This window comes from Paenibacillus sp. LRG-1 (assembly GCF_057220305.1).
Window position 1 is genome coordinate 5,237,516 of sequence record NZ_CM170126.1, and the last position, 22,485, is coordinate 5,260,000.

Annotated in this window: 14 protein-coding genes, 11 tRNA genes, 2 rRNA genes and 2 pseudogenes (1 of these 29 running past the window's edge); 1 reads left to right on the top strand and 28 read right to left on the bottom strand. The window is 44.3% G+C overall.

What is annotated here, in order from left to right:
- Positions 1–493 precede the first annotated feature (493 nt).
- The 7 genes and pseudogenes from ACUUJN_RS23165 to ACUUJN_RS23195 form a co-directional block, all read right to left on the bottom strand.
- Positions 494–748, bottom strand: a complete 255-nt coding sequence (locus ACUUJN_RS23165) for a hypothetical protein (RefSeq protein ID WP_068939597.1) — start codon at positions 746–748, stop codon at positions 494–496.
- Between the two features lie 544 nt (positions 749–1,292).
- Entirely contained in the window at positions 1,293–1,640 is a 348-nt protein-coding gene (locus ACUUJN_RS23170; protein WP_023990474.1) for a helix-turn-helix transcriptional regulator, read from the bottom strand.
- 534 nt (positions 1,641–2,174) lie between these two features.
- A complete protein-coding gene (locus ACUUJN_RS23175) occupies positions 2,175–2,573 on the bottom strand; it encodes a hypothetical protein (RefSeq protein WP_484668977.1) in 399 nt (132 codons plus the stop codon).
- A 122-nt stretch (positions 2,574–2,695) separates the two neighbouring features.
- A pseudogene (locus ACUUJN_RS23180) lies at positions 2,696–2,785 on the bottom strand (DNA-binding response regulator); the annotation flags it as partial.
- Between the two features lie 62 nt (positions 2,786–2,847).
- Positions 2,848–4,152 (bottom strand): annotated as a pseudogene (locus tag ACUUJN_RS23185) (histidine kinase); the annotation flags it as partial.
- A 124-nt stretch (positions 4,153–4,276) separates the two neighbouring features.
- Entirely contained in the window at positions 4,277–4,858 is a 582-nt protein-coding gene (locus tag ACUUJN_RS23190; RefSeq protein ID WP_053326174.1) for a TetR/AcrR family transcriptional regulator, read from the bottom strand.
- Positions 4,859–4,950: 92 nt separating this feature from the next.
- Entirely contained in the window at positions 4,951–5,961 is a 1,011-nt protein-coding gene (locus ACUUJN_RS23195; RefSeq protein WP_071558190.1) for a fumarylacetoacetate hydrolase family protein, read from the bottom strand.
- A 165-nt stretch (positions 5,962–6,126) separates the two neighbouring features.
- Here ACUUJN_RS23195 and ACUUJN_RS23200 point away from each other — a divergent pair, with 165 nt between their 5' ends.
- Complete coding sequence (locus tag ACUUJN_RS23200) at positions 6,127–7,149, top strand: MBL fold metallo-hydrolase (protein WP_068939586.1); 1,023 nt, start codon at positions 6,127–6,129, stop codon at positions 7,147–7,149.
- Between the two features lie 495 nt (positions 7,150–7,644).
- Here ACUUJN_RS23200 and ACUUJN_RS23205 read toward each other — a convergent pair whose 3' ends face one another.
- The 21 genes from ACUUJN_RS23205 to ACUUJN_RS23305 all read right to left on the bottom strand — a co-directional run.
- Positions 7,645–7,893, bottom strand: a complete 249-nt coding sequence (locus ACUUJN_RS23205; RefSeq protein WP_080751655.1) for a helix-turn-helix transcriptional regulator — start codon at positions 7,891–7,893, stop codon at positions 7,645–7,647.
- Between the two features lie 181 nt (positions 7,894–8,074).
- Entirely contained in the window at positions 8,075–9,907 is a 1,833-nt protein-coding gene (gene glmS, locus ACUUJN_RS23210; RefSeq protein WP_023990480.1) for a glutamine--fructose-6-phosphate transaminase (isomerizing), read from the bottom strand.
- Positions 9,908–10,536: 629 nt separating this feature from the next.
- Positions 10,537–11,877, bottom strand: a complete 1,341-nt coding sequence (gene glmM, locus ACUUJN_RS23215) for a phosphoglucosamine mutase (RefSeq protein WP_013312125.1) — start codon at positions 11,875–11,877, stop codon at positions 10,537–10,539.
- A 60-nt stretch (positions 11,878–11,937) separates the two neighbouring features.
- A complete protein-coding gene (locus ACUUJN_RS23220; RefSeq protein WP_484668978.1) occupies positions 11,938–13,407 on the bottom strand; it encodes a CdaR family protein in 1,470 nt (489 codons plus the stop codon).
- Entirely contained in the window at positions 13,404–14,237 is an 834-nt protein-coding gene (cdaA, locus tag ACUUJN_RS23225; protein ID WP_013312127.1) for a diadenylate cyclase CdaA, read from the bottom strand. Before cdaA ends, ACUUJN_RS23220 begins: the two co-directional genes overlap by 4 nt.
- A 221-nt stretch (positions 14,238–14,458) precedes the next feature.
- Positions 14,459–15,082 (bottom strand): anti-sigma factor, encoded by a 624-nt coding sequence (locus ACUUJN_RS23230; protein WP_013312128.1) that lies wholly within the window; start codon positions 15,080–15,082, stop codon positions 14,459–14,461.
- A 150-nt stretch (positions 15,083–15,232) separates the two neighbouring features.
- Positions 15,233–15,799, bottom strand: coding sequence for an RNA polymerase sigma factor SigW (gene sigW, locus ACUUJN_RS23235; protein ID WP_484668979.1), 567 nt, complete (start codon positions 15,797–15,799; stop codon positions 15,233–15,235).
- Positions 15,800–15,990: 191 nt separating this feature from the next.
- Positions 15,991–18,783 carry a phosphoenolpyruvate carboxylase gene (ppc, locus tag ACUUJN_RS23240; protein WP_053326180.1) on the bottom strand — a complete coding sequence of 931 codons (2,793 nt, stop codon included), beginning with the start codon at positions 18,781–18,783 and terminating at the stop codon, positions 15,991–15,993.
- Between the two features lie 738 nt (positions 18,784–19,521).
- Positions 19,522–19,592: transfer RNA gene (locus ACUUJN_RS23245), tRNA-Gly, on the bottom strand.
- 9 nt (positions 19,593–19,601) lie between these two features.
- Positions 19,602–19,675 (bottom strand) — tRNA-Pro (locus tag ACUUJN_RS23250).
- 22 nt (positions 19,676–19,697) lie between these two features.
- Positions 19,698–19,774: transfer RNA gene (locus ACUUJN_RS23255), tRNA-Arg, on the bottom strand.
- Positions 19,775–19,779: 5 nt separating this feature from the next.
- Positions 19,780–19,854, bottom strand: a tRNA-Gly gene (locus ACUUJN_RS23260).
- A gap of 10 nt (positions 19,855–19,864) precedes the next feature.
- A tRNA-Leu gene (locus ACUUJN_RS23265) sits at positions 19,865–19,945 on the bottom strand.
- Between the two features lie 11 nt (positions 19,946–19,956).
- A tRNA-Lys gene (locus tag ACUUJN_RS23270) sits at positions 19,957–20,032 on the bottom strand.
- 4 nt (positions 20,033–20,036) lie between these two features.
- A tRNA-Gln gene (locus ACUUJN_RS23275) sits at positions 20,037–20,111 on the bottom strand.
- A gap of 55 nt (positions 20,112–20,166) precedes the next feature.
- Positions 20,167–20,242 (bottom strand) — tRNA-Val (locus ACUUJN_RS23280).
- Between the two features lie 11 nt (positions 20,243–20,253).
- A tRNA-Glu gene (locus ACUUJN_RS23285) sits at positions 20,254–20,325 on the bottom strand.
- Between the two features lie 11 nt (positions 20,326–20,336).
- Positions 20,337–20,409 (bottom strand) — tRNA-Thr (locus ACUUJN_RS23290).
- A 3-nt stretch (positions 20,410–20,412) separates the two neighbouring features.
- Positions 20,413–20,488: transfer RNA gene (locus ACUUJN_RS23295), tRNA-Asn, on the bottom strand.
- Between the two features lie 19 nt (positions 20,489–20,507).
- Positions 20,508–20,624 (bottom strand): 5S ribosomal RNA (gene rrf / locus ACUUJN_RS23300).
- Between the two features lie 151 nt (positions 20,625–20,775).
- Positions 20,776–22,485 (bottom strand): 23S ribosomal RNA (locus ACUUJN_RS23305) (it continues 1,215 nt past the right edge of the window).

Sequence of the window (22,485 nt, forward strand, 5' to 3'; positions counted from 1 at the left end):
CCGATCCGCATCCTTCTTGGGGATATATTGGCGCTTTACGGGTTTCCCATACCCTGGCCTTTACCTTGTTTTATCCATTTTTCTATCGTGGTGGGAATCGGATATGCTTGAGCCATAATGCCCCTCCATTCACCTCGTAGTTTCTTAATGCAAAAAAAGCCCCATTGTAAAAACAAGGTGCCTGACTTTAAGATGTGTGATATATAATTTTTCAAGAGAGATTTCAGTACTAGGCTAGCTTCTTAATAAACTAACTTTCGACAAAAAAGCGTAAATTATAAAGGATGTATATTTAGTGAGATTATACCATGAATTGTGCTTTAAGGAATAAAAAAATAGGTCTTACCATCATAAATATCTTGGTTATCGAGGTTGATATACAATCGCTCAGCACGTAATTTTCACATCTTTGGTCTCCGTCGGATTATCTTAGGTTGCTTTCTTTTATTCTCCAATCCCTTTGAAAAATAACACTGCTACAGATAGTGTCGTCTTAGAGGAATCTTAAATTGGGTTGCTTTTTATGAAAAAATTTATGCATCCATTCGTCTTTCTCCAGCTTGGTCAGTATATATTTAGTCGTTATATTTTTTAACTGACGAAACCGATTAATCTCAGATTTTTTAAAGAAACCTTTTGCAGCATACTCCATCAATAACTCGTAATTAATACGCCCAGCACAAACTAAAGAATCCTCACTTAATTGATCAAGTGCATCTTTGACATTAAGCTGCGGACTTGGGATCACTACATTCAAGCTTCCAAAAGGAAGCTCTATTCTTTGAATTTCCTCTTTGACTACCCCGACTCATGGCTTCGCATGAGCTGTAGAAGGATATACGAGTGTACGCATATACTCCAAGGAGCACTAATATTCAAACCAGGACTCGTAACGAACATCTTATAGACGTCGGTGTGCCCATGGCATCAATTACATCTTGGATGGAAGATCCTATCGTAAATGGAGCGGCCCCCTTCTTCTTTAAGCCAATAGATACTTTCAAATTATGGTTGATATTACTCCACCCAATGATATGATCATTAGAGTCCAATTCCACATTTGATTCCCATAAGTCCATGAGTTTCCGATGATCGATGTCGAAGTTCCCATAACATCAATCACTTTTTGTTTCGGAGACCCTATAGTAAAAAATTAGGACTTTCTTCTTCCAGATTTATATGGATAGCCGTGTGTCCATCTCAATTGGATGGATCATATGTCTAATGTGAACTTAAAACATAACTACTGAAGGCTTTGCAATAATGAGTCCCCTTCACGGCTCCGCGAAAGTTCATTTATCTCTATACCGCTTTAACTTCAAATCAACAATTCCCTCTATTTCCTGTTTATCGCCCAGGTCTAACTTTCGAAATCCTGAGATTAATTTTGATTCAAGATCATCTAACTTAACTTGAAATAATCCACTATAAAAAGTTGCCGCCTCATCAAGTAATAACCAATCTAAATCAATATCGAAATTTAGTTTAAGGGCAATTACGGTTTCTAAGGATGGTTTGTACTTATCTTTTTCCAATTCACTTAATGTACCCTGAGAAATACCAATAGTAGATGAAAAGTCAGTTTGATTAAGCTTATTTAATTTTCTTATACTCTTTATCTTTTCACCCAAAGTCTTCATTGCTCCACCTACCATCCATAAAAATGAAATACATACTTAATTTATAATAGTTATATATATTATATATTCATTTGTATTTTAGATAAAAAAACATTTTTTTCATCGCGACAATAAGCTCTTGATTTCTCATACTGTTTTCAACAGAAACTTGGATTTCTCCTGCTTCAATTACTTAAGATACCAATTACAGGAAAGGGTTCAAAGCCCTTTGATTTGTCATGCAACTATACTCGCTCTGATTGAGCCAAAGCAGTCGCCTCCTGAATTTAATAAAAAAAGCCCGATGATACTTGCTCATCGGACTTTTGTTAAATACTTACTAAGAAGAGATATTATTGTTATTTTTCATTAATATTTAGTACACAACTTTATTGTCCGAAGACAAATTAGTGTCTATATACAATAAAGTTGAGTTCTGAATAGTGTTGATAAATCAACGTTTTTCGTTATTTCATAATAATAATAAATACAATAAAGTTGAGTTCTCAAATCATATTTAAAGCTTCTCCTTCAATTAAAAAAGTCATTTTATAATTATCCGTTATTACTTAGCCCCTCATCGGATTTTAATTTCAAAAAGTTGGCCACTGAATCAGAGAAATAAATCATATAAATAATGTAGATAAGGGGATTAATCAACGCCTCTTTTCCCCAGAGCGAAGGAAGCACAATATCCTGATCTGACAGCCCAATTTGCGACAACATTTCTTCGCCAAAGCGACTGAGAAATTTTGAATACATTGTTGCTGTATAAAAAGAATGGGTTTGTTCAACTTTATCTCTATTTAAAAAATAAAACATGTTCTTTCGGATTTTAGTAAAGCGAATGGCTCTTTGCATGTGAAGCAGGAGCCAGTTATTGTGGGCAATGGTAAACAAGTCGTTATTAATATTTGAATGAGTACAATGAAGGAATTGAAAAAACTCGCGCAAATGTTCAATCCTGGTACGTTAAACGTAGCAAGAGGGATGACATAGCTTGGAGACAATTTGTGATTTACCAGCCCCCACATATAGCTTGATTGCGCGCATAAAAACAACCTTCTCCCCACTTTTCAGGTGCCTTGTTCAAGCGCATATCTTGTAAGCTGGACACGATTTTGAAGATGCAACTTTTGCAATATAATTTTCAAATGGTTTTTAACCATAGTATAACGAGGTTCCATTTATTTGAATGCAGGCATTCAATGATACTCTTCTCTTATACTTAACCTTGCATAATACTATCAGGAAGAGTATCTCGCTTGATATGAGGATCGTAATTGGCGACCACAAGAATATCCATATGCCGCGCAGTGCTCAGTAACTTTTGGATAATTGTTCCTTCTCGTAAACGTTTCCATATGGGGCTGTCACTCTGACCAATAATGAGTTGGGTAGTATGATATTCATTAGCTCTGGCAAGAAGAACATCTGCAAGCTTATCAGAATGCCCAAGTGGCACAACTTCAAAATGCCCGCCTAGACGCACTACCAGGCTTTCGAGTTTCTCTTTTTTCATCAATTCCTCTTCATTCATCGTATCCGTTGGGTGTACATATGTGACAATCCATTGTGCCTTTAGTCGGAATGCAATTCTAAATCCCCGCCGGATTAACCTTTCTGCATTGGAACTCAGCTTGACGCATACGAAAATGACCTCCCGCTTATTCCAGGGTCCACGTAAGGAACTTTTGCGCTCCCATGCTTCCAGACGTTCATCCACATCGTCCGCAATTTCCCGAAGCGCCAGCTCCCTTAAAGCAATTAATTTTCCAATTTAAAAAAAGTTCCCCAGAGTCTGATCTATCTTCTCCCGGGCATATATCTTTCCTTCCTTCATACGGGCTTGTAGAGCCTGCGTGCCACATCGATCAGCTCGACCTCGTCAGCAAGGCGAAGAATGGAACCCGGGACGGTTTCCCTGACACGCACCCCTGTAATTTGCTCCACTGCATCATTTAAGCTCTCTAAATGCTGAACGTTAACGGTAGAAATGACAGAAATCCCAGCATTCAAAATTTCCAATACATCTTCATATCGCTTTTTGTTTTTGCTACTGGGAACGTTGGTGTGAGCCAACTCGTCGACAAGTACCAGTTCAGGATTCCGCCGGATGATTGCCCCAGTATCCATTTCTACAAGTTCTGTGCCTGAATATTTGATTTTTGTGCGCTCGATTAATGGCAGTTCTGCAACCTGCTGGATGGTTTCTTTTCGCCCATGCGTTTCCAGCAAACCAATTACAACATCAATGCCCTTTTTAAGAAGATGATTGCCCTCTTGCAGCATAGTGTAGGTTTTGCCAACTCCAGGAGCCGCACCAATAAAGACCTTGAATCTTCCCCTTTTGATTCGTCCAATTTTCTCATCCACTTCCCGTGAATTTAAGCGGTGATATAACGGTTTTTTCTTCCGATTGGTCATTTTGGCTGGCAGAATCCGCTCTCCATGGTGCTCCGCCCGATCAGCAACGATAAAGATATCCATATTTTTGGATTTTTTTTAGAATGTCATTGATGACGGAGCCTTGTCAGAAATAATGTCCCGGTTGCAGTATAACGAGCTTTCGAGCATCTTGGTGCATCTTCTTTCAATTGTTCTAGAGTTAAAGCTGCGCAAGCAGTCTTCGGCATATTTAAATAAATCAACAAAGCTTATGACTGAGACAAAATTCCTTTTACAAACAATGAGACACTGTGCTTGTAGAACTCTTCCTCGGTGACGAGTTGGGACTGATATTGCCGGTGAATCAGCTCGCTCATCTGAAATCCGTAGCACATCGAGAGAAAAGACATGGCGGCAAGACGCTCATCCTGTCTGGCTATAACTTTTTTCTTCTGCAAGCGTTCAAAATATTCAACCAGCAAGGAGTGCAGCTTCACCGGCGGATCGGCCAGCACTCTGTCCAATTCGGGAAGCATTCCTTTGTCGCGGATGCCAATCAAAATGATGTCCGCATTTTTATGGAAAAACAAACGGTACTGCTGGCTTACATTCAGCAGATCGACTTCCGGATTATCGGTCGCGTCCTCTTTTAACAGCTTCTCAAATTGCGGGATATCCGAATGTCTTTCAATGATGGCTTCCAATATGCCTTTCTTGCTTCCAAATTGCCGGAAAATCGTAGATTCATTGACTTTAGCTTCCGTTGCAATGGCTTTGGTGCTTACTCCCCGATAGCCCTTCTTTTTGATGAGCCGTGTCGCGGCTTCAATGATTCTGTCTGAAGTTTGCATTGTATTTCTCCTTTTGCATATGTTAAACCTATTCTACTACAAGTTTTGCATGTGCAGCAGGGTCGGGGTTCATCATTTTCATAAACGTTTATTTAAGGCAAATCGCTTCTTTTTTCCCAGCGGCTTGGTTCCGTAATCTTGACATGATCAGGCACCAATTGCGTGAGCGTGCCTAATTTATCAAATGTAATCTGGATTCGGTCAGAGGGCAACAGCCATTGTTCGGTCTCGATTGCGCAGCAATCCGGTATCGTCCCCATTCCTATAATCGTGCCCGGGAGCGGCGTGAAAACTTTGAGAACCTCCTCCATCACTTTTGCAGGGTGTGCAGAATACTCGGATGTGCTTCCCTTCCAGTGCAGTCTCTCCCCGATGCGTACATCCACATCCAGTACCAGCGGGTTGTCGATTTCATCCGGCGTAACCAGAAATGGTCCTATTCCTTTGCTGCGATCAAAATCTTTGCAGCGCGTCGGTCCGGTCAGCGCCTGGAAATCCGGCCACTGCACATCGCGGACAGTACTGTCGTTAAAAATAACATAACCTGCAATGCAGTTCCCCTTCCCTGTAACAAAGGCCAGCTCCGGCTCGATATCCAGGTAGGAAGTGTACGAAGGCCAATGAATCGTATCCCCATCGCCAATTAATGCATTATGGTTACACTTGTAATAACTGAAAGTTACTTTATTCGGATCTTTCTGGAATTTTTCGGTAATATTTCGTTTAAGCTCTTCTCTTTCCGACCCTGTATATTCTCTTTGCAGCAGATTTGCGCCAGCATTTCTCAGATGTCTTGGCGTCAGCCCAAAATCGATAAGCGCAGCCGGATTCGGAACCGGCGGCAGCAGTTTTACCGCTGCAATCGGGCAGATTTCATGTTCATTGAATTGATGCGACTGTTCGACAGCATATTGCATCAATTCCTTAGCGGCATCATAACTTGCCGGCAAATAATGAAGATAGCTGTCCATACATTCAAGACTGTCAACGAATGTTCCCTGCTTTTTCATGATTGCGGCAAAAGACACGACAAATTTCTCGTTAATTACAAGCCCAAACAAAGGTTCCTGGGATGTCTTGGTTTGAAAGGTTACTAGCTTCATGTTGCAGCGCCTCCATCTATGTAGTGTGATGTTGTTCTGTTACTATCATATAGCACAGAGAAAATGCATGCAAGTACATGCTTGCATTTCTGTTTTCCATTCTCTATAATAAAGACATAGTCAGTATGCCTTACCCCAAAAACATATACGCAAAGGAGAATTTTCATGAAGTATGGACATATTATCCAAAAACCTCGTGTTAAATTTTTTGAAGTTGCAGATGGCGTCTTTGCCGGTATTTCGCCGTATCGCGGCATCAGTTGGGCCAATGCCGGGTTCATCAACAAGGGTGAAGGGCTGGTGTATGACACGTTCTTCGATTTGTTCCATGCGCGGGAAATGCGGGAGGCTTTTATGGAAGTAAGCAACGGCGGCTCTCCCGCATATGTGGTGAACTCGCACTATAACAGCGACCATGCCTGGGGAAACAAAGTGTTTGAAGATGCTTGCATTATTATGCACAAGGAAGCGTCCAGAGAGCGTCTCACCGAAAATATCGCCTGGATGGACAGCGTCATTAGAAGAGGAAAGGATTCTCCGGAATCGACTTCGGGCGAGCGGTTTTTTGCAGCGGAATTTGAAGGATTCGACCTGGAAGGCGTAGATTGGGTGCTCCCGAATATTGAGATAAAGGACGATATCAACATCCGTCTTGGAGATACGGAAGTTATGATTTACAACGTAGCTCCGGCCCACTCTGACAGTGACTTACTGCTGTGGATGCCAAAAGAAAAAGTGCTGTTCGCCGGCGATGTCGTGTTTAACGGTTGTACGGCATACAGCGAAGAGGGAACCCTCAATTGGGTTAAAGTGCTTGATCGCATTATTGATGAAATTAAACCCGAAATCGTTGTTCCAGGACATGGCGCCATCTGTGGCCTGGACTTCGTGAAGGAGCAGAGAGACTACCTCCTGAATCTGATCAGCGAGTTCAACAAGCATTACAATGGCGAAATTGATTCCTTGTCCCTGACCAAGCAAATTGATATTTCCCGCTTTCTTCATTGGATTCAGCCAGAACGCTTGTATGTTACAGTGGATATCCTATTGAAAAGCAAACGAGGGTTACCACCCCTTCCAATTTGGAACGAGGTGCCTGCTAAGCTGGAAGACATGAAAGCTTTTTTGGCCGGAAAATATGGTAATCAAATCAAGCCATGGGACCCTATGAGTGTTTGGCAAGAATAGCAATTTGAAGCTAGCCTACGAAAAACAAAAAACGGCCCTGTCGCAAACGATGCGAACAGCGGCCGTTCTTTTGAATTGTTCCACGGAAATAAAATCGGCGCTTAGAACCGATTATGAAAAAAATGGAGATGGACTTATGACTTACTAGTAGAACTCTTCTAAAACGATATAACCAAAATTTGATGTTAAGTGTATTTCTCTTCTTTAAAGGGATTCCAAGACTTTTGGCGGTAGCCACCATCACTAACCTGCCCGTTAGCTTAATGACGAATCGTCAGTCTAAGACTTTATTTTCTCAATCTATATCTTTATTTTCTTAGTCTAGAACTTTGTTTTACGGTCTAATACTTTATTTTCTTTTAACATTTTTAAGGCATCTTAATAAGAAGCTTCCGGGAAAGATTAGTACCGAACAATCTTCAGCTTTATAAAATCAATAATTTCATCTCTATCTTCTTTAGTAAGTTCTCGAAACAAAGAAATAAGTTCTAGTTCCTAGGCTTCAATAGCTAAATTAAAAATAGGGTTCTTTGATACAGGCGTATCTCCAAAGATTAACCACTCTATATGGGAATTGAAGTTTTCTTTAATTGCTATAATTATATCAAGAGAGGGTCTATATTTATCTTGCTCTAGTTCACTCAACGTTCCTTGAGAAATTCCAATTGTATTTGCAAACTTTATTTGATTTAAGTTGTTTGTTTTTCTAATAGTTCGAATTCGTTGGCCTATTGTAGACCTAATTGCCCTCCTAAGCTAAAAAGATCCCGATATAATATCATCGGGATCTTTCTTGATGTTTGTAAAATAACTAGTTCCATACTTTTTTTACTGGTTCCACAGTTTTTTTATTGGTTCCATACATTCTTTTACTGGTTCCGCACTTTTTTATCACCAGACAATTAGTTTAGCATTTTACTAAAGCTTATTCTACGGTAACACTTTTCGCCAGGTTACGTGGTTTGTCAACATCATGACCCAGTGCAAGAGAAGCGTAGTAAGCCAACAGTTGGAGAGATACAACCGAAATTGCAGCAGACAGGATTGGAAGTGTCTTTGGAATGGCAAATACCTGATCCACGGACTTCAGCAACTCAACTGCGTGCTCTTCGTACGTAATCGCAAGAACATCTGCACCACGAGCCTTAACTTCCTTAATGTTGCTCACGGTTTTCTCCAACACGGATTCCTGTGTTACCAAAGCGATAACCGGAATGCCGTCTTCAATCAATGCCAGTGTACCATGCTTCAATTCACCCGCAGCATAAGCCTCGGAATGAATGTAGGAGATTTCCTTGAGCTTCAGGGAGCCTTCCTGTACTACAGCATAGTCCTGACCGCGACCAATAAAGAACAGGTGCTTGTGGCTCGCAATTTGCTCAGCATAGGCTTTGATCGCATCTGCTTTACCCAGCATCTCTTCCACTTGCTCTGGCAGAGATTCCATAGCAGCCAGCACATGAGCTACTTGCTCACCCGTTTGTGTGCCACGCACTTGAGCGAGATACAAACCAAACAGATAGAACGCAATCAACTGTGAAGAATATGCTTTAGTGGAGGCTACGGCAATTTCCGGTCCTGCCAGTGTAACCAACACATCATCTGCATCACGGGCAATGGAGCTGCCGACTACGTTGGTAATCGCCAGTACATGAGCGCCATTTGCTTGTGCTTCACGCAGTGCTGCCAACGTGTCAGCAGTTTCACCGGATTGGCTCACTACGATCACCAATGTCTCTGGTGTTACGATAGGTGAACGATAACGATATTCGGAAGCCACATCGTTTTCTACCGGTATACGAGCCAGACTTTCAATAACTGTACGACCAATCAAACCAGCATTGTAAGCTGTACCACACGCAACAATTTGAATGTTGCGGATATTTTTAATTTGTTCTTCTGTCAGCTTCAGCTCAGGAAGAACAACTTTTTTAGTATCTTTATCGATACGGCCCAACATTGTGTCACGATAAGCCTTAGGCTGCTCGTGAATTTCTTTCAGCATGAAATGCTCATAGCCGCCTTTTTCTGCTGTTACAGCATCCCATTCGACATGAATCATTTCCCGAGAAATAAATTGGCCTTCGATTGTCATTAATTCGACAGCATCACTGGTCAAAACAGCCATTTCGCCATCGTTCAAAATAAATACATTGCGTGTATATTTCAGAATAGCCGGAATGTCGGAACCGATAAAGTTCTCGCCTTCTCCCACACCAATAACCAGCGGGCTAGCTTGACGAACAGCAACCAGCTTATTAGGCTCATGCTCTGTCAGCACACCCAGTGCAAAAGCACCGCGCATAAAGGTAATAGCTTTTTGTACTGCTTTGACGATATCCCCTTTATATTCACGCGCAACCAGATGGGAAATAACTTCCGTGTCCGTTTCGGAAATAAAGGTATGACCTTCGCTGATCAGCTGCTCCTTCAGCTCCAGATAGTTCTCAATAATTCCGTTGTGAACTACAGAGAACTTTTGGCTCTCATCCAAATGTGGATGGGAGTTTTCATCAGAAGGCTTACCGTGCGTTGCCCAACGTGTATGTCCGATACCTGCATGGCCTACCAATGGCGTACCATCCAGTTTAGCTTCCAGATTCGCCAGACGACCTTTAGCCTTAGCTACTTGCAATCCTGAATCTGTAAACACGGCAATACCCGCAGAGTCATAACCGCGATACTCCAGCTTCTTCAATCCGTCAATCAATACCTCTTGTGTATTCTGATTACCAATATATCCTACAATGCCACACATATTCGTTATCCTCCCGATCATCATTTCACAAGACGACTCATCACAGGACTAACGTGTGCGGTAGATTGCGGAATAAAGTTCATTCATCTATGAAGTTGTCAATGATAACTATAGAATTTACAGGCATCTCTTCACGAATGTAACGAAATTCCCAAACCGCGCACGCCAATGATGATGGCCGCACATTCATGAAATGAATCTTATAATTTAGGTTATATAATAAAGGCATCTACCGGTGCGTTGTGTAAACAGTTGCCTGTTCATTTTCCGCTGCCGGTTTACGGCTTGATGCTTCACCGGAAGGTCCCCGCCGAATGTTTCGAACACCTTCACCTCGTCAGCTTGTTTTGTCGTGAACCGATTTGCGAGCAACTTTATCTCAACTGAATCCGTTGCTTCTCCACCAAGTTCCCCCGCACAAAATCAAGCTCTGGCGCTTGTATTACGTTACCTTACAACCCTCACTTTCTCTATCTGAGTCACAGCATCCCTATATTATATTCAGCTAAGTATCATTTGGCAATGACACTTTATTCATAATTACACCATGAAGGTCATAAATCGTTAGTAAATAACCGCAAACGCCGTTGCCTGCTTCTTTTTCACAGGCAACCGACGTTTACAAAATTTTAAACTAATTCTTTCTTCACGACATCTACGATCTGACCGACAAATTGCTCCAGTTCGTCCTTATCCGGGCCTTCGGCCATCACACGAATAAGTGATTCTGTGCCTGAAGCACGGACCAATACACGCCCATTATCACCCAATTGTTGTTCCACCTGCTCAATTGCTTCTGCAATAGCAGGATTCCCCTCGTAATTGCGTTTGTCCTGCACACGCACATTTACGAGCACTTGCGGATACTGTTTCATGAGCGATTTTAGCTCACTCATTTTCTTGCCAGAAGCTTTCAAGGTATCTACCAGCTGAATCCCGGTCAGCATGCCATCGCCTGTCGTATTGTGATCCAGGAAAATAACATGACCAGACTGCTCACCGCCCAGATTAAATCCACCCCGACGCATTTCTTCCATCACATAACGGTCCCCGACCGCAGTTTTTGCAGTCTTGAGTGCCAGCTTTTCAGTAGCTTTATAAAAACCGATATTACTCATCACTGTCGATACAATGGTGCTATCCTTAAGTTTTCCCGCGCGGTTCATTGCATCTCCGCAAATGCAGAGAATATAGTCGCCGTCTACCTCTTCCCCGTTCTCATCAATCGCGATCAGACGGTCGGCATCGCCGTCAAAGGCCAGACCAATATCCGCTTTCAAGCGGCGCACTTCCTCTTTCAACTTCTCAGGATGAGTCGATCCGCAATGATCATTGATATTCAAACCGTTTGGCTCGGCACCGATGGTATGTACCTCAGCTCCCAGTTCTGCAAAAAGCTTCGGCGCCAGCTCATAAGCTGCTCCGTTTGCACAATCCAGTACAATTTTTAACCCTTCAAAAGAATGGCTAATTGTTGTTTTCAAGAACTCCAGATAATCGTAGCGGGAATGCTCGTCTACAACAACCGTTCCCAATCCGCCGCCAATCGGACGAGGCAGTTGGTCTTCTTTTGCATCCATCAGCTCTTCAATTTTCAATTCCGTTTCGTCTGTCAATTTAAAACCGTCGCCGCCAAAAAACTTAATGCCGTTGTCTTCAACTGGATTGTGTGATGCTGAGATCATTACACCAGCGTCAGCTTTCAATTGACGTGTGAGATATGCCACCCCAGGTGTCGAAACAATACCTAGACGAACCACATTAGCCCCAATGGACAGCAAACCGGCTACAAGAGCCGATTCCAGCATCAGTCCGGATATCCGTGTATCCATACCAATAACAACTGTCGGTTTCTCTACATTACCTGCTAAAACATATCCGCCGCAGCGGCCAATGCTATATGCCAGTTCGGCTGTAAGTTCCTGATTAGCAACGCCTCGTACACCATCTGTACCAAAATATTTCCCCATGTAAAATGACTCCCTTTTTTTGTCTAATAAATCTTGATTATTTACTACAGATAAAACATGTTATGGCTGACTGTTCTCCGAGGTTCCATTCGCAGAAGAATCTGCGCCGTTATGAGGATTTGTTTTATCCTCCGCAGCTGCGTTGTCCCCGGTCTTAGCGTCAGAGTCCCCACCTTGACTGCCTTGCCCCTCCTGTGGCCTCTCCTGCCCCTTTTCGCCACTACCAGAGGGGTTTGATTCATTCTCACTATTCGGATTCGTTACAGCAGGCGTAGAAGGGCTCTCAATGTTGACCGTTGCCTTTAGTTGGCCAGCATTCCCGGCTTGCGTAATATATTTAGGCAAGCCTACTTTCAGAGTAACCTCGTGTTGACCAGCCGCGAGGCCACTTACATCTGCCACCAAACTAATATCATCATTGGTTAAATTGTTTACCATATCCTGCGGGCCCTTCACAGTAACATCCATCGTCTTGCCTGCGGGCGCTGTAACAGTCGCAGTCGCTCCATCTCCTGCACCTTGTAAAACGATTGGGATGCCTGACAGCGTCCGTTCCGTATCTGTGACTTCATTGGAAGGAACGACGGTCACCTGAATTTGTATTGACCCTGGCTCGATTTTATCAGAACCTGAGGGGGCTGCCAAATTAGCTTGAACTGCACGGGTCCCCGCTTCCGTAAATTGACTTAAATCCAATGTAGCCGTGACATAAGAACTAAGGCTGCCCAATACATCCTGCGATGCATACACCGCCGCTTCTTTCACGTTTGCATTGACTTTAGAAAGCGCCAATCCGTCTGGCAACTCTCCGGAATATACAATCTTAACAGGCACAGATTTCGCCTGCTGAGTTACCGGAATTTCAACGGATACAGTGGATGGCTCAATGACCGCACTTGTAAGTTCCTGTCCCTTTTTGTTATAAGCCTTCAGTTTTACACGCTTCTGTTCAAACTTTTCTGAGATGCCATCCGTATTAACAGCCCCCTGAACGGCAGTGACGGTACTCAACTGGCTTTTGGGCAAGGTAACCTTCACGGTTTGAGGAGCAATCACAGGCTTACCAAGCTGCAATCCCGCATCTGGATTTCCCTTAGGAACTATAGATACATTAAATAATTTCGTTTGTTTTTCCTCAATCGTCACTGTAACACGGTTAGGAGTCATAGATACCAATTCCACCCCGTCCGGTAAATCCGGTTCGAGTGATAATGTTTTAGTGCCTGCTCCTAAGCCGTTTAAGTTTAGCTTTGCCTGATAATTATCCGCGAAAAAGGAAGTCAGCACAGAGCGCTGTCCTCTAACTTCCATCTTTACATGGTCAGTATCCATGGTAGACAATACATATTTTGAATCATCCAGACCACTGGCCTGAATGGCCACATTATCAATCACTTTATTATTATAAGAAACGGTCAGCGTAGATGAAGGTGTACCTGTATCTAGATGGACCATTCCCCACAGCAGAACAGCAACCGCAAGCGCCAATATCTTGGAAATCGTATTATTGTTAATCCATTTGTCCATCATGAATTTCCACGGCCTCCCCTCCGATTCCAGAATGAGCCGCGTTTTTCCTTCAAAGACGGTGTTGGCCGCAACTCCTCATACAGCTTGGAGATTAGGGATTCTTCCTTAATGTCGCGCACGACCTGTCCATTAATGGCCAAAGAAATTTGCCCTGTTTCCTCTGAAACCACGACAGTTACGGCATCCGTTACCTCACTCACCCCAATCGCAGCCCGGTGACGGGTTCCCAACTCCTTGCTGATGAACGGATTTTCCGATAATGGCAAATAACAGGCCGCAGAAGCAATCTGTTTATTTTGAATAATCACCGCACCATCATGCAGAGGGGTATTAGGAATGAAGATGTTAATTAGCAGTTCAGAACTGACTACAGCCTGTGTCTTGATACCAGACTCTGTATATTCGTTTAGCCCTGTCTCACGCTCAAATACGACCAAAGCTCCTATTTTCCTACGTGATAAATAATTCAGCGCCTTAATCATTTCTCCGATTAACTTGTTAATTTCTTCATCATCCGCAGACGAACGCCCAAATAGTTTGCCACGCCCCAACTGTTCTAGTGCACGACGCAACTCAGGCTGAAAAATAATAAAGATAGCCACCACACCAAAGGTGAACATCTGGTTCATCAACCACTTGAGCGTATACAAATCAAACCAGGTGCTAACCGCCCAAATGACAACCAGAAACAGAATCCCCTTCAACAATTGAACTGCACGCGTTCCGCGAACAAGTAAAATAAGCTGATACATAATATAGGTTACGATCAAAATGTCGATAATATCTTTAATGGACTCTTTCCAAGTCAGGTCCGCAAAATAATCCAACATGCGCATGCCCCCGCAATTTTCTGTAGTGAGTGGGTGTAATATGTACACAGTATGCTCTCTCTATCTAGGTTATAACGATCAGGCTCACGTTGCAAGCTGTGTGACAAAAGAACCGCTAAAATCAGTAAAATACAGTACAATTCGCCAGCTTCATATACAAAAAAACGCCTTTTCCAGCGGAAAGAGGCGCTCGATATCGTCCTTGCCATTTCAAGCTTCTTTTATGGAGAAGAAGGTCCCCCGAATAAATCAGTAACCTTGTACCAAATCCAATCCAAGGTTTGATCAATACTTTTAACCTGTCCTGCAATATGAGCGGTGGACGCTTGATAATAAGAACCATCAATTACAGTTACATTTCCTTCCACATCGCCGTATACACGGGCTTCACCATTTTGCACTGTTAGATCTCCGGCAATGGATTTCCCTTCAGGCACAATCACAGTATCACCCTGAATAACGACTTGATCCAGTTGGCTTCCTTTGACTACCAATTGATGGTCCGTGCTAGAAAAGCTGGCCATGCTTGAGCATATAACAATAAGGAAGAAGGCAGCGGCTGTTACAGCGGGATGCCTTTTCACCCACGTCAGCATTGGCACCGCAGTCTGTCTTTTATGCGGTGGCAAAGCATTCATAATGCGAAATGTCAGCTCATCCGATACACACGGCACTTGATGATAGCGTGTACCGTAAAGCATCGCATCCGTCCGCTCCAGCTCTTTAAAACGCATGCGGCATTCCGGGCAGTCTAACAAGTGCTGTTCCAACTCATGTTTGTCCTGCTCAGACAGGTCGCCATCTAGATAGTCATGCATAAAAGAGACGGCTTGTTTGCAATCCATATGAGCCAATCCTTTCTAATATTCTTCCGTGTTTCTCAACATAACATGCTCCGGCTTAGAAACTTTGCTCATCTTACATACGTTACAACGAGCATTATGTTTCATAAAAACATCTACGCAGACTCTTTTCCTAGAATCTATGCGCATGATCTATAGCTTGTGCTCCAGTTTTTTGCGCAGAAAATCCCGGCCCCTGTGTACTCTTGTCTTAATCGTGGTGACTGGGAGATTGAGCACATCGCTGATTTCCTGTAAGGAAAGGTCCTGCAAGTACCGTAAAACCATAATCGTCCTATATTTATCCGGAAGGCTGTCAATGGCGTCATGAATTAAAGCCTGCGTTTCGGACAGAAGCGTACTCCCCTCAGGGGTAAGCTCTTCACTGGCGAGCATGGCGTACCCATCGACACCTTCCTGATCATTCATTTCAGCATCAAGTGAGTATGTAGGTTTTCTCCTTCGCAGACGATCAATGCACAGATTTGTAGCAATTCGATAAATCCAGGTTGAGAACTTCTGTCCATGATCGTATTTTTCTAAATTACGATACACACGCAAAAAAGTTTCCTGCACCAGATCCTCCGCCTCATGGCGATTACCTAGCATCCGGTAGGAAAGATGAAAAATCCGATCTTTATATAACTCGACTAACTCCGCAAAAGCTCGCTGATCGCCTTTCTGTACCAGCCTCACCAAGCGGCTTTCCATATTATCCACTCTATACTCCCCCAGACTTGCTGATGGGTTACTTACTACATGTTTATGATTATTCATCGTAGTTTAATTTTATCCGGAAATCAACTGTAGTATTGTTACTAACTGCAAGCACACCTGCCATCAATATACAAACAGCACAATCGGGCACCCCATGAGTACCCGATTGCCTGTATTCGTACAACCACACTATATCAGCCCGTATTTCTTAAGCCTGCGGCAATTCCGTTAATCGTCAACAATACCTCACGCAGCATTTCAGTGTCATCACCGTTCTGATCCCGCAGCTCCCGTAGCTCACTTAGCAATTGAACCTGCAAGTAACTTAACGGATCAACATAAGGATTACGCAACCGGATAGATTCCTGAATAACCGGCACGTCGTCCAAAATCTCGGATTGTCCGGTTATTTTCAAAATCAACTCAGATGTCAGCTTGAACTCCGCTGAAATCTGCCCGAAAATGCGCTGCCGGGCCTCTTCGTTATCCGACATCCCAGCGTACTCTTCTGCAATCAGTAAATCCGCTTTAGCGATTGCCATTTGCAGTGTATCAATAAGTGACCGGAAGAAAGCAGAGTCCCTAAACATCGTTTGCAGCACTTTAAGGTTATCCTCATTGTTTTGATAGAAGCTTTGCAAACCTGTTCCAGCCGCATACCACGCAGGTAATAAGTAACGGCTTTGTGTCCATGCAAAAACCCATGGAATGGCGCGCAAGTCCTCAAAACGTTCGCTGTTCTTACGCTTGGACGGACGAGATCCAATATTCAGCTCGCCCACCTCAGGCAACGGTGTAGATTCTTTGAAGAAGTTGAAGAAATCTGGATCTCGGAAAATCAAATCCTGATACTTATCCAGTGATACTTGGGAAATGCGGGCGATAATCTCCTCCCAGCTCTCCTCAAACACTTCCTTCTTCCCGGAACGATGATATGCCACAGCCGTAATCAGCGCCGATGTTGCCTGCTCCAAGCTCCGGTACGCGATGCCTCTAAGCGAGTATCGGGATGATAGTACTTCGCCTTGCTCCGTAATCTTGATTCCGCCTCCAATCGTATGAGGAGGCTGAGCCAAAATACTGCGATTAAGTGGCATTCCACCACGACCCAGCGCACCTCCACGACCATGGAAAAACTTCACTTTTACGCCAAACTCATTAACTACTTCCGTAATGCTATTCATAGCGACCCGAAGTTCCCAGTTCGCTGTAACCACACCGCCATCTTTATTACTGTCCGAGTATCCCAGCATAATCTCCTGAAGCTGGTCCATCGCAGCCACAGATTGTCGATATACAGGCAAGTTCATCAATCTTCTCATAATATCGGGTGCAGCGTGCAGATCATCTATCGTTTCGAACAAAGGAACAGATTGCAGCGTACAGATAACAGTGCCATCCTTCTCGATGCGGAACAGGCCCACCTCTTTGGATAAGACCATAACCTCCAGTAAGTCACTGGCTCCCTGTGTCATACTGATCAAGTAGCTTGTAATGGACTGCTTGCCGAATTCCTCCTGAGCCAAATAAATCGTACGATATACGTCAAGACATTCCTGTGTGCTATCGCTATATTTTAAATACGGTGAAGTAATCGGACGAGGTTCATTCAGCAGCTTTTCCAGCAGATTTATTTTTTCTTCTTCTGACAGCTTACTGTAATCCGACACAATATTCATTTTAGAAAGAATTTCAGTCATCGCATTTTCATGTTCTTGACTATGCTGACGCACATCCAGCGTAGCTGTGTGGAATCCAAACAACTCTACCTGGCGAATCATCTTTTGAATATATGTGTTTGCTACATAATCGGCAAAATGATGACGCAGGCTGTTGTCAATAACATTTAGGTCTGCAATGAGCTCTTCCGCAGAATTATAACGCTCATTGGTGCCCTGTTTGCTTTCATCCAGGATGTTGTTCACTTTAGCAATCATAAATGCTAGTTTAATGCGATAAGGCTCTTTTTCGTTATGCCATACTTCCATCTTTTTAAGTGTAATGTGAGTACGGTCTTCTTCAATAGAAGCCAGCAGATCATCGGAAACTCGCACAATGCTGGTGCTGAAACTCAAGTAACCCATGAGTTCCTTTAACGTGTGCTGATATTCTCTCAAAGCCAACTTGCGCTGCATACGTAACGTTTCCCAAGTCACATGAGCTGTCACAGACGGATTGCCATCCCGGTCTCCACCGATCCAGGAACCAAATCTCAGATAAGTGGGTATGTGCCATTTTTGTTCGGGATAATATTTGTCCAAACATCGTTCCAATTCTTGGTATACATCTGGCAGTACATGAAACAAGGTCTCGTGAAAATAATACATTCCATTTCTCACTTCATCTAATACAGTTGGCTTGCGATCACGCAGCTCATCTGTCTGCCACAGCGTAATTACTTCGTTTAGCAGATTCTCCCGTACCTGTTCCCGCTCACGCAAGGTAAGCATCGGATTATCCAGCAGCATGACGTCCTCGGAAATGCGCTTGTGGATATCCAGAATTACTCGTCGTGTCGCTTCTGTAGGATGTGCGGTCATGACCAGCTCCAAAGAGAGCTCTTTCAGCAAGTTGCTAACGTCCTCAGCGGAGAAGCCCCCTTGTTTAAGCTCCTGAACGGAACTTTCAATGGAACCGGGCTGAACATCTTCACCAGCGGAATGCTCATAATCCCGCTTACGACGAATACGATGGTTTTGCTCAGCGATATTCACCAACTGAAAATAAATCGCAAACGCGCGAATAACCTGGTGACGAATATCCGTATCCAGTCCGCTGACCATTTGTTTGAAATTCTCATACAACTCCGGCTGATACCCGGCACGTAACGATTTACTTGTCTCACGTATTTTCTCCACGATATCCAAAAGTTCGTTGCCACCCTGATGAACCAAAACCTCACCAAGAATATTCCCTAGAAAACGAACGTCCCGCCGTAGCAGATTGTTGGATTGGTTTTTGTTAGCGGTTAACGTAAGCTCAGTCATGCTTTTCCCCCCATCTGATCTGTTCCACACCATATACAGTTGTAGCAAAGGTACGTATACACACGAAATTTGACACTTTCTTAACATCATACAATAAAAACGCATGAAAAGCTGCAAAATTTACAGTAAAAAATCATCTTTTTGAATTACTTCTTTCGAGAAAATATTGGATTTTTATGAATAAATATGAAATTAATAAATAGAAATGAATGTATACACTAGTGATGCGTGAAACATTATGCACAGTCTCTTATAAAGAGTGTGTTTTTAAAGGTGCAAATTCATGCAACATAGTGTGTATATGTTTATTATTTGTTGACAAAGTCAACTCCATTAGCCTTCTATCCACAAAGATATACACAAATTAGCCATTTTCTCAGTGTTTCTAAGGTATTTCCTCTTTAACACTTCGCTTTTTACCCACATAAATAAAGGGAAATGTGCACAACCCAAGGGCAACTGTTGAGTTATCACCATGAATTCGTACCATAATAGCTATAGGATTCCTATATTTAAAGGATTTGATCACGAAATTAGCCTTACTGCAGGAGAAAGGGGTACGTTAGAGGGGAAATTCGGGATCTAGGTGTCAAAAGTAACAAGAGCCTATGTACAATATGCACAAGTCATCCCCAACTGTGCATGACAGGAGACATAATTGCACTAGCTTATATACATAGAAGTAAATGTAATGTGGACAAAATAAAAAGAAGCCTTTCGGCTTCTAGGTAATCGGTAAGCGGGTGATGGGAATCGAACCCACGCTATCAGCTTGGAAGGCTGAAGTTCTACCATTGAACTACACCCGCAAAATAGTATCGGGATGACACGATTTGAACATGCGACCCCCTGGTCCCAAACCAGGTGCTCTACCAAGCTGAGCTACATCCCGACATTATACTTTTTTTAAGAAATGGCGCGCCCTGAGAGATTCGAACTCCCGGCCTTTTGATTCGTAGTCAAACGCTCTATCCAGCTGAGCTAAGGGCGCAAATATGGAGCGGACGACGGGAATCGAACCCGCGACCCTCGCCTTGGCAAGGCGATGCTCTACCGCTGAGCCACGTCCGCAAAAACAAGATGCGCGTGGAGGGACTTGAACCCCCACGTCAAAGACGCTAGATCCTAAGTCTAGTGCGTCTGCCAATTCCGCCACACGCGCATGTAATACAATGGTGAGCCATGAAGGACTCGAACCTTCGACACCCTGATTAAAAGTCAGGTGCTCTACCAACTGAGCTAATGGCTCTTAATGGCTGGGGATATAGGATTTGAACCTATGCATGACGGAGTCAAAGTCCGTTGCCTTACCGCTTGGCTAATCCCCAATATGCATATGATTCACAATTCCCCAAGATTTCATCCAGGTAAGAGGATGAAAAATGGTGGAGGCTGAGGGGCTCGAACCCCCGACCCTCTGCTTGTAAGGCAGATGCTCTCCCAGCTGAGCTAAGCCTCCATAATATCCTATGACCCGTAGGGGATTCGAACCCCTGTTACCTCCGTGAAAGGGAGGTGTCTTAACCCCTTGACCAACGGGCCATCCTATAACAAGCTCTCAACCGGGTTCGAACCGGTGACCTCATCCTTACCATGGATGCACTCTACCTGCTGAGCTATGAGAGCAAATGGCTCCCCGAACAGGACTCGAACCTGTGACAACTCGATTAACAGTCGAGTGCTCTACCAACTGAGCTATCAGGGAATATTAATCATAAAGCTCTGCTTGGCGACGTCCTACTCTCCCAGGACCCTGCGGTCCAAGTACCATCGGCGCTGGAGGGCTTAACGGTCGTGTTCGGGATGGGTACGTGTGGAACCCCTCCGCTATCGCCACCAAACATGAATTTACACTGTAAATTCTACCGTACGGTTATTCGGTTCATCACTTATCGTGTGAATGAATAGCCATGCGCTTGTCGTATGTCACTTGTACATACCTTCAAGGTTACACCCTGAAAACTGGATCCGAAACTCATTGCGTTTTATTCTTAGGATAAGCCCTCGACCGATTAGTATTGGTCAGCTCCATGCATTACTGCACTTCCACCCCCAACCTATCTACCTCGTCGTCTTCAAGGGGTCTTACATACTGGGAAATCTCATCTTGAGGGGGGCTTCACGCTTAGATGCTTTCAGCGCTTATCCCTTCCGTACATAGCTACCCAGCGGTGCTCCTGGCGGAACAACTGGTACACCAGCGGTACGTCCATCCCGGTCCTCTCGTACTAAGGACAGCTCCTCTCAAATTTCCTACGCCCACGACAGATAGGGACCGAACTGTCTCACGACGTTCTGAACCCAGCTCGCGTACCGCTTTAATGGGCGAACAGCCCAACCCTTGGGACCTACTTCAGCCCCAGGATGCGATGAGCCGACATCGAGGTGCCAAACCTCCCCGTCGATGTGGACTCTTGGGGGAGATAAGCCTGTTATCCCCAGGGTAGCTTTTATCCGTTGAGCGATGGCCCTTCCATGCGGTACCACCGGATCACTAAGCCCGACTTTCGTCCCTGCTCGACTTGTAGGTCTCGCAGTCAAGCTCCCTTCTGCCTTTGCACTCTTCGAATGATTTCCAACCATTCTGAGGGAACCTTGGGGCGCCTCCGTTACTCTTTAGGAGGCGACCGCCCCAGTCAAACTGCCCACCTGACACTGTCCTCGCACCGGATTACGGTACCAAGTTAGAACCTAGATACGATCAGGGTGGTATCCCAAGGATGCCTCCCTTCAAGCTGGCGCTCAAAGTTCTACGGCTCCCACCTATCCTGTACAGATCGTACCCAAATTCAATATCAAGCTGCAGTAAAGCTCCATGGGGTCTTTCCGTCTTGTCGCGGGTAACCTGCATCTTCACAGGTATTAAAATTTCACCGGATCTCTCGTTGAGACAGCGCCCAAGTCGTTACGCCATTCGTGCGGGTCAGAATTTACCTGACAAGGAATTTCGCTACCTTAGGACCGTTATAGTTACGGCCGCCGTTTACTGGGGCTTCGGTTCATAGCTTCGCCCGAAGGCTTACCACTCCCCTTAACCTTCCAGCACCGGGCAGGCGTCAGCCCGTATACTTCGCCTTGCGGCTTCGCACAGACCTGTGTTTTTGCTAAACAGTCGCTTGGGCCTTTTCACTGCGGCCCCCTCGGGCTATTCACCCTACCGAGGCACCCCTTCTCCCGAAGTTACGGGGTCATTTTGCCGAGTTCCTTAACGAGAGTTCTTCCGCGCGCCTTAGAATTCTCTTCTCGCCTACCTGTGTCGGTTTGCGGTACGGGCACCTTCTCCTGGCTAGAGGCTTTTCTTGGCAGTCTGAGATCATGACCTTCGCTACTACAATTTTCGCTCCCCATCACAGCCCAGCCTTACGATGTGCGGATTTGCCTACACACCAGCCTCACTGCTTAGACGGACATCCATCAGTCCGCGTCACTACCCTACTGCGTCACCCCATCGCTCATAACGGATTACGGTGGTACAGGAATTTCGACCTGTTGTCCTTCGACTACGCCTATCGGCCTCGCCTTAGGTCCCGACTTACCCTGAGCGGACGAACCTTCCTCAGGAACCCTTAGGCTTTCGGCGGATCTGATTCTCACAGATCTTTTCGTTACTCATACCGGCATTCTCACTTGAATGCAGTCCAGCGCTCCTTACGGTACACCTTCAACCCGCATTCAACGCTCCCCTACCCCTGATGCAAGCAT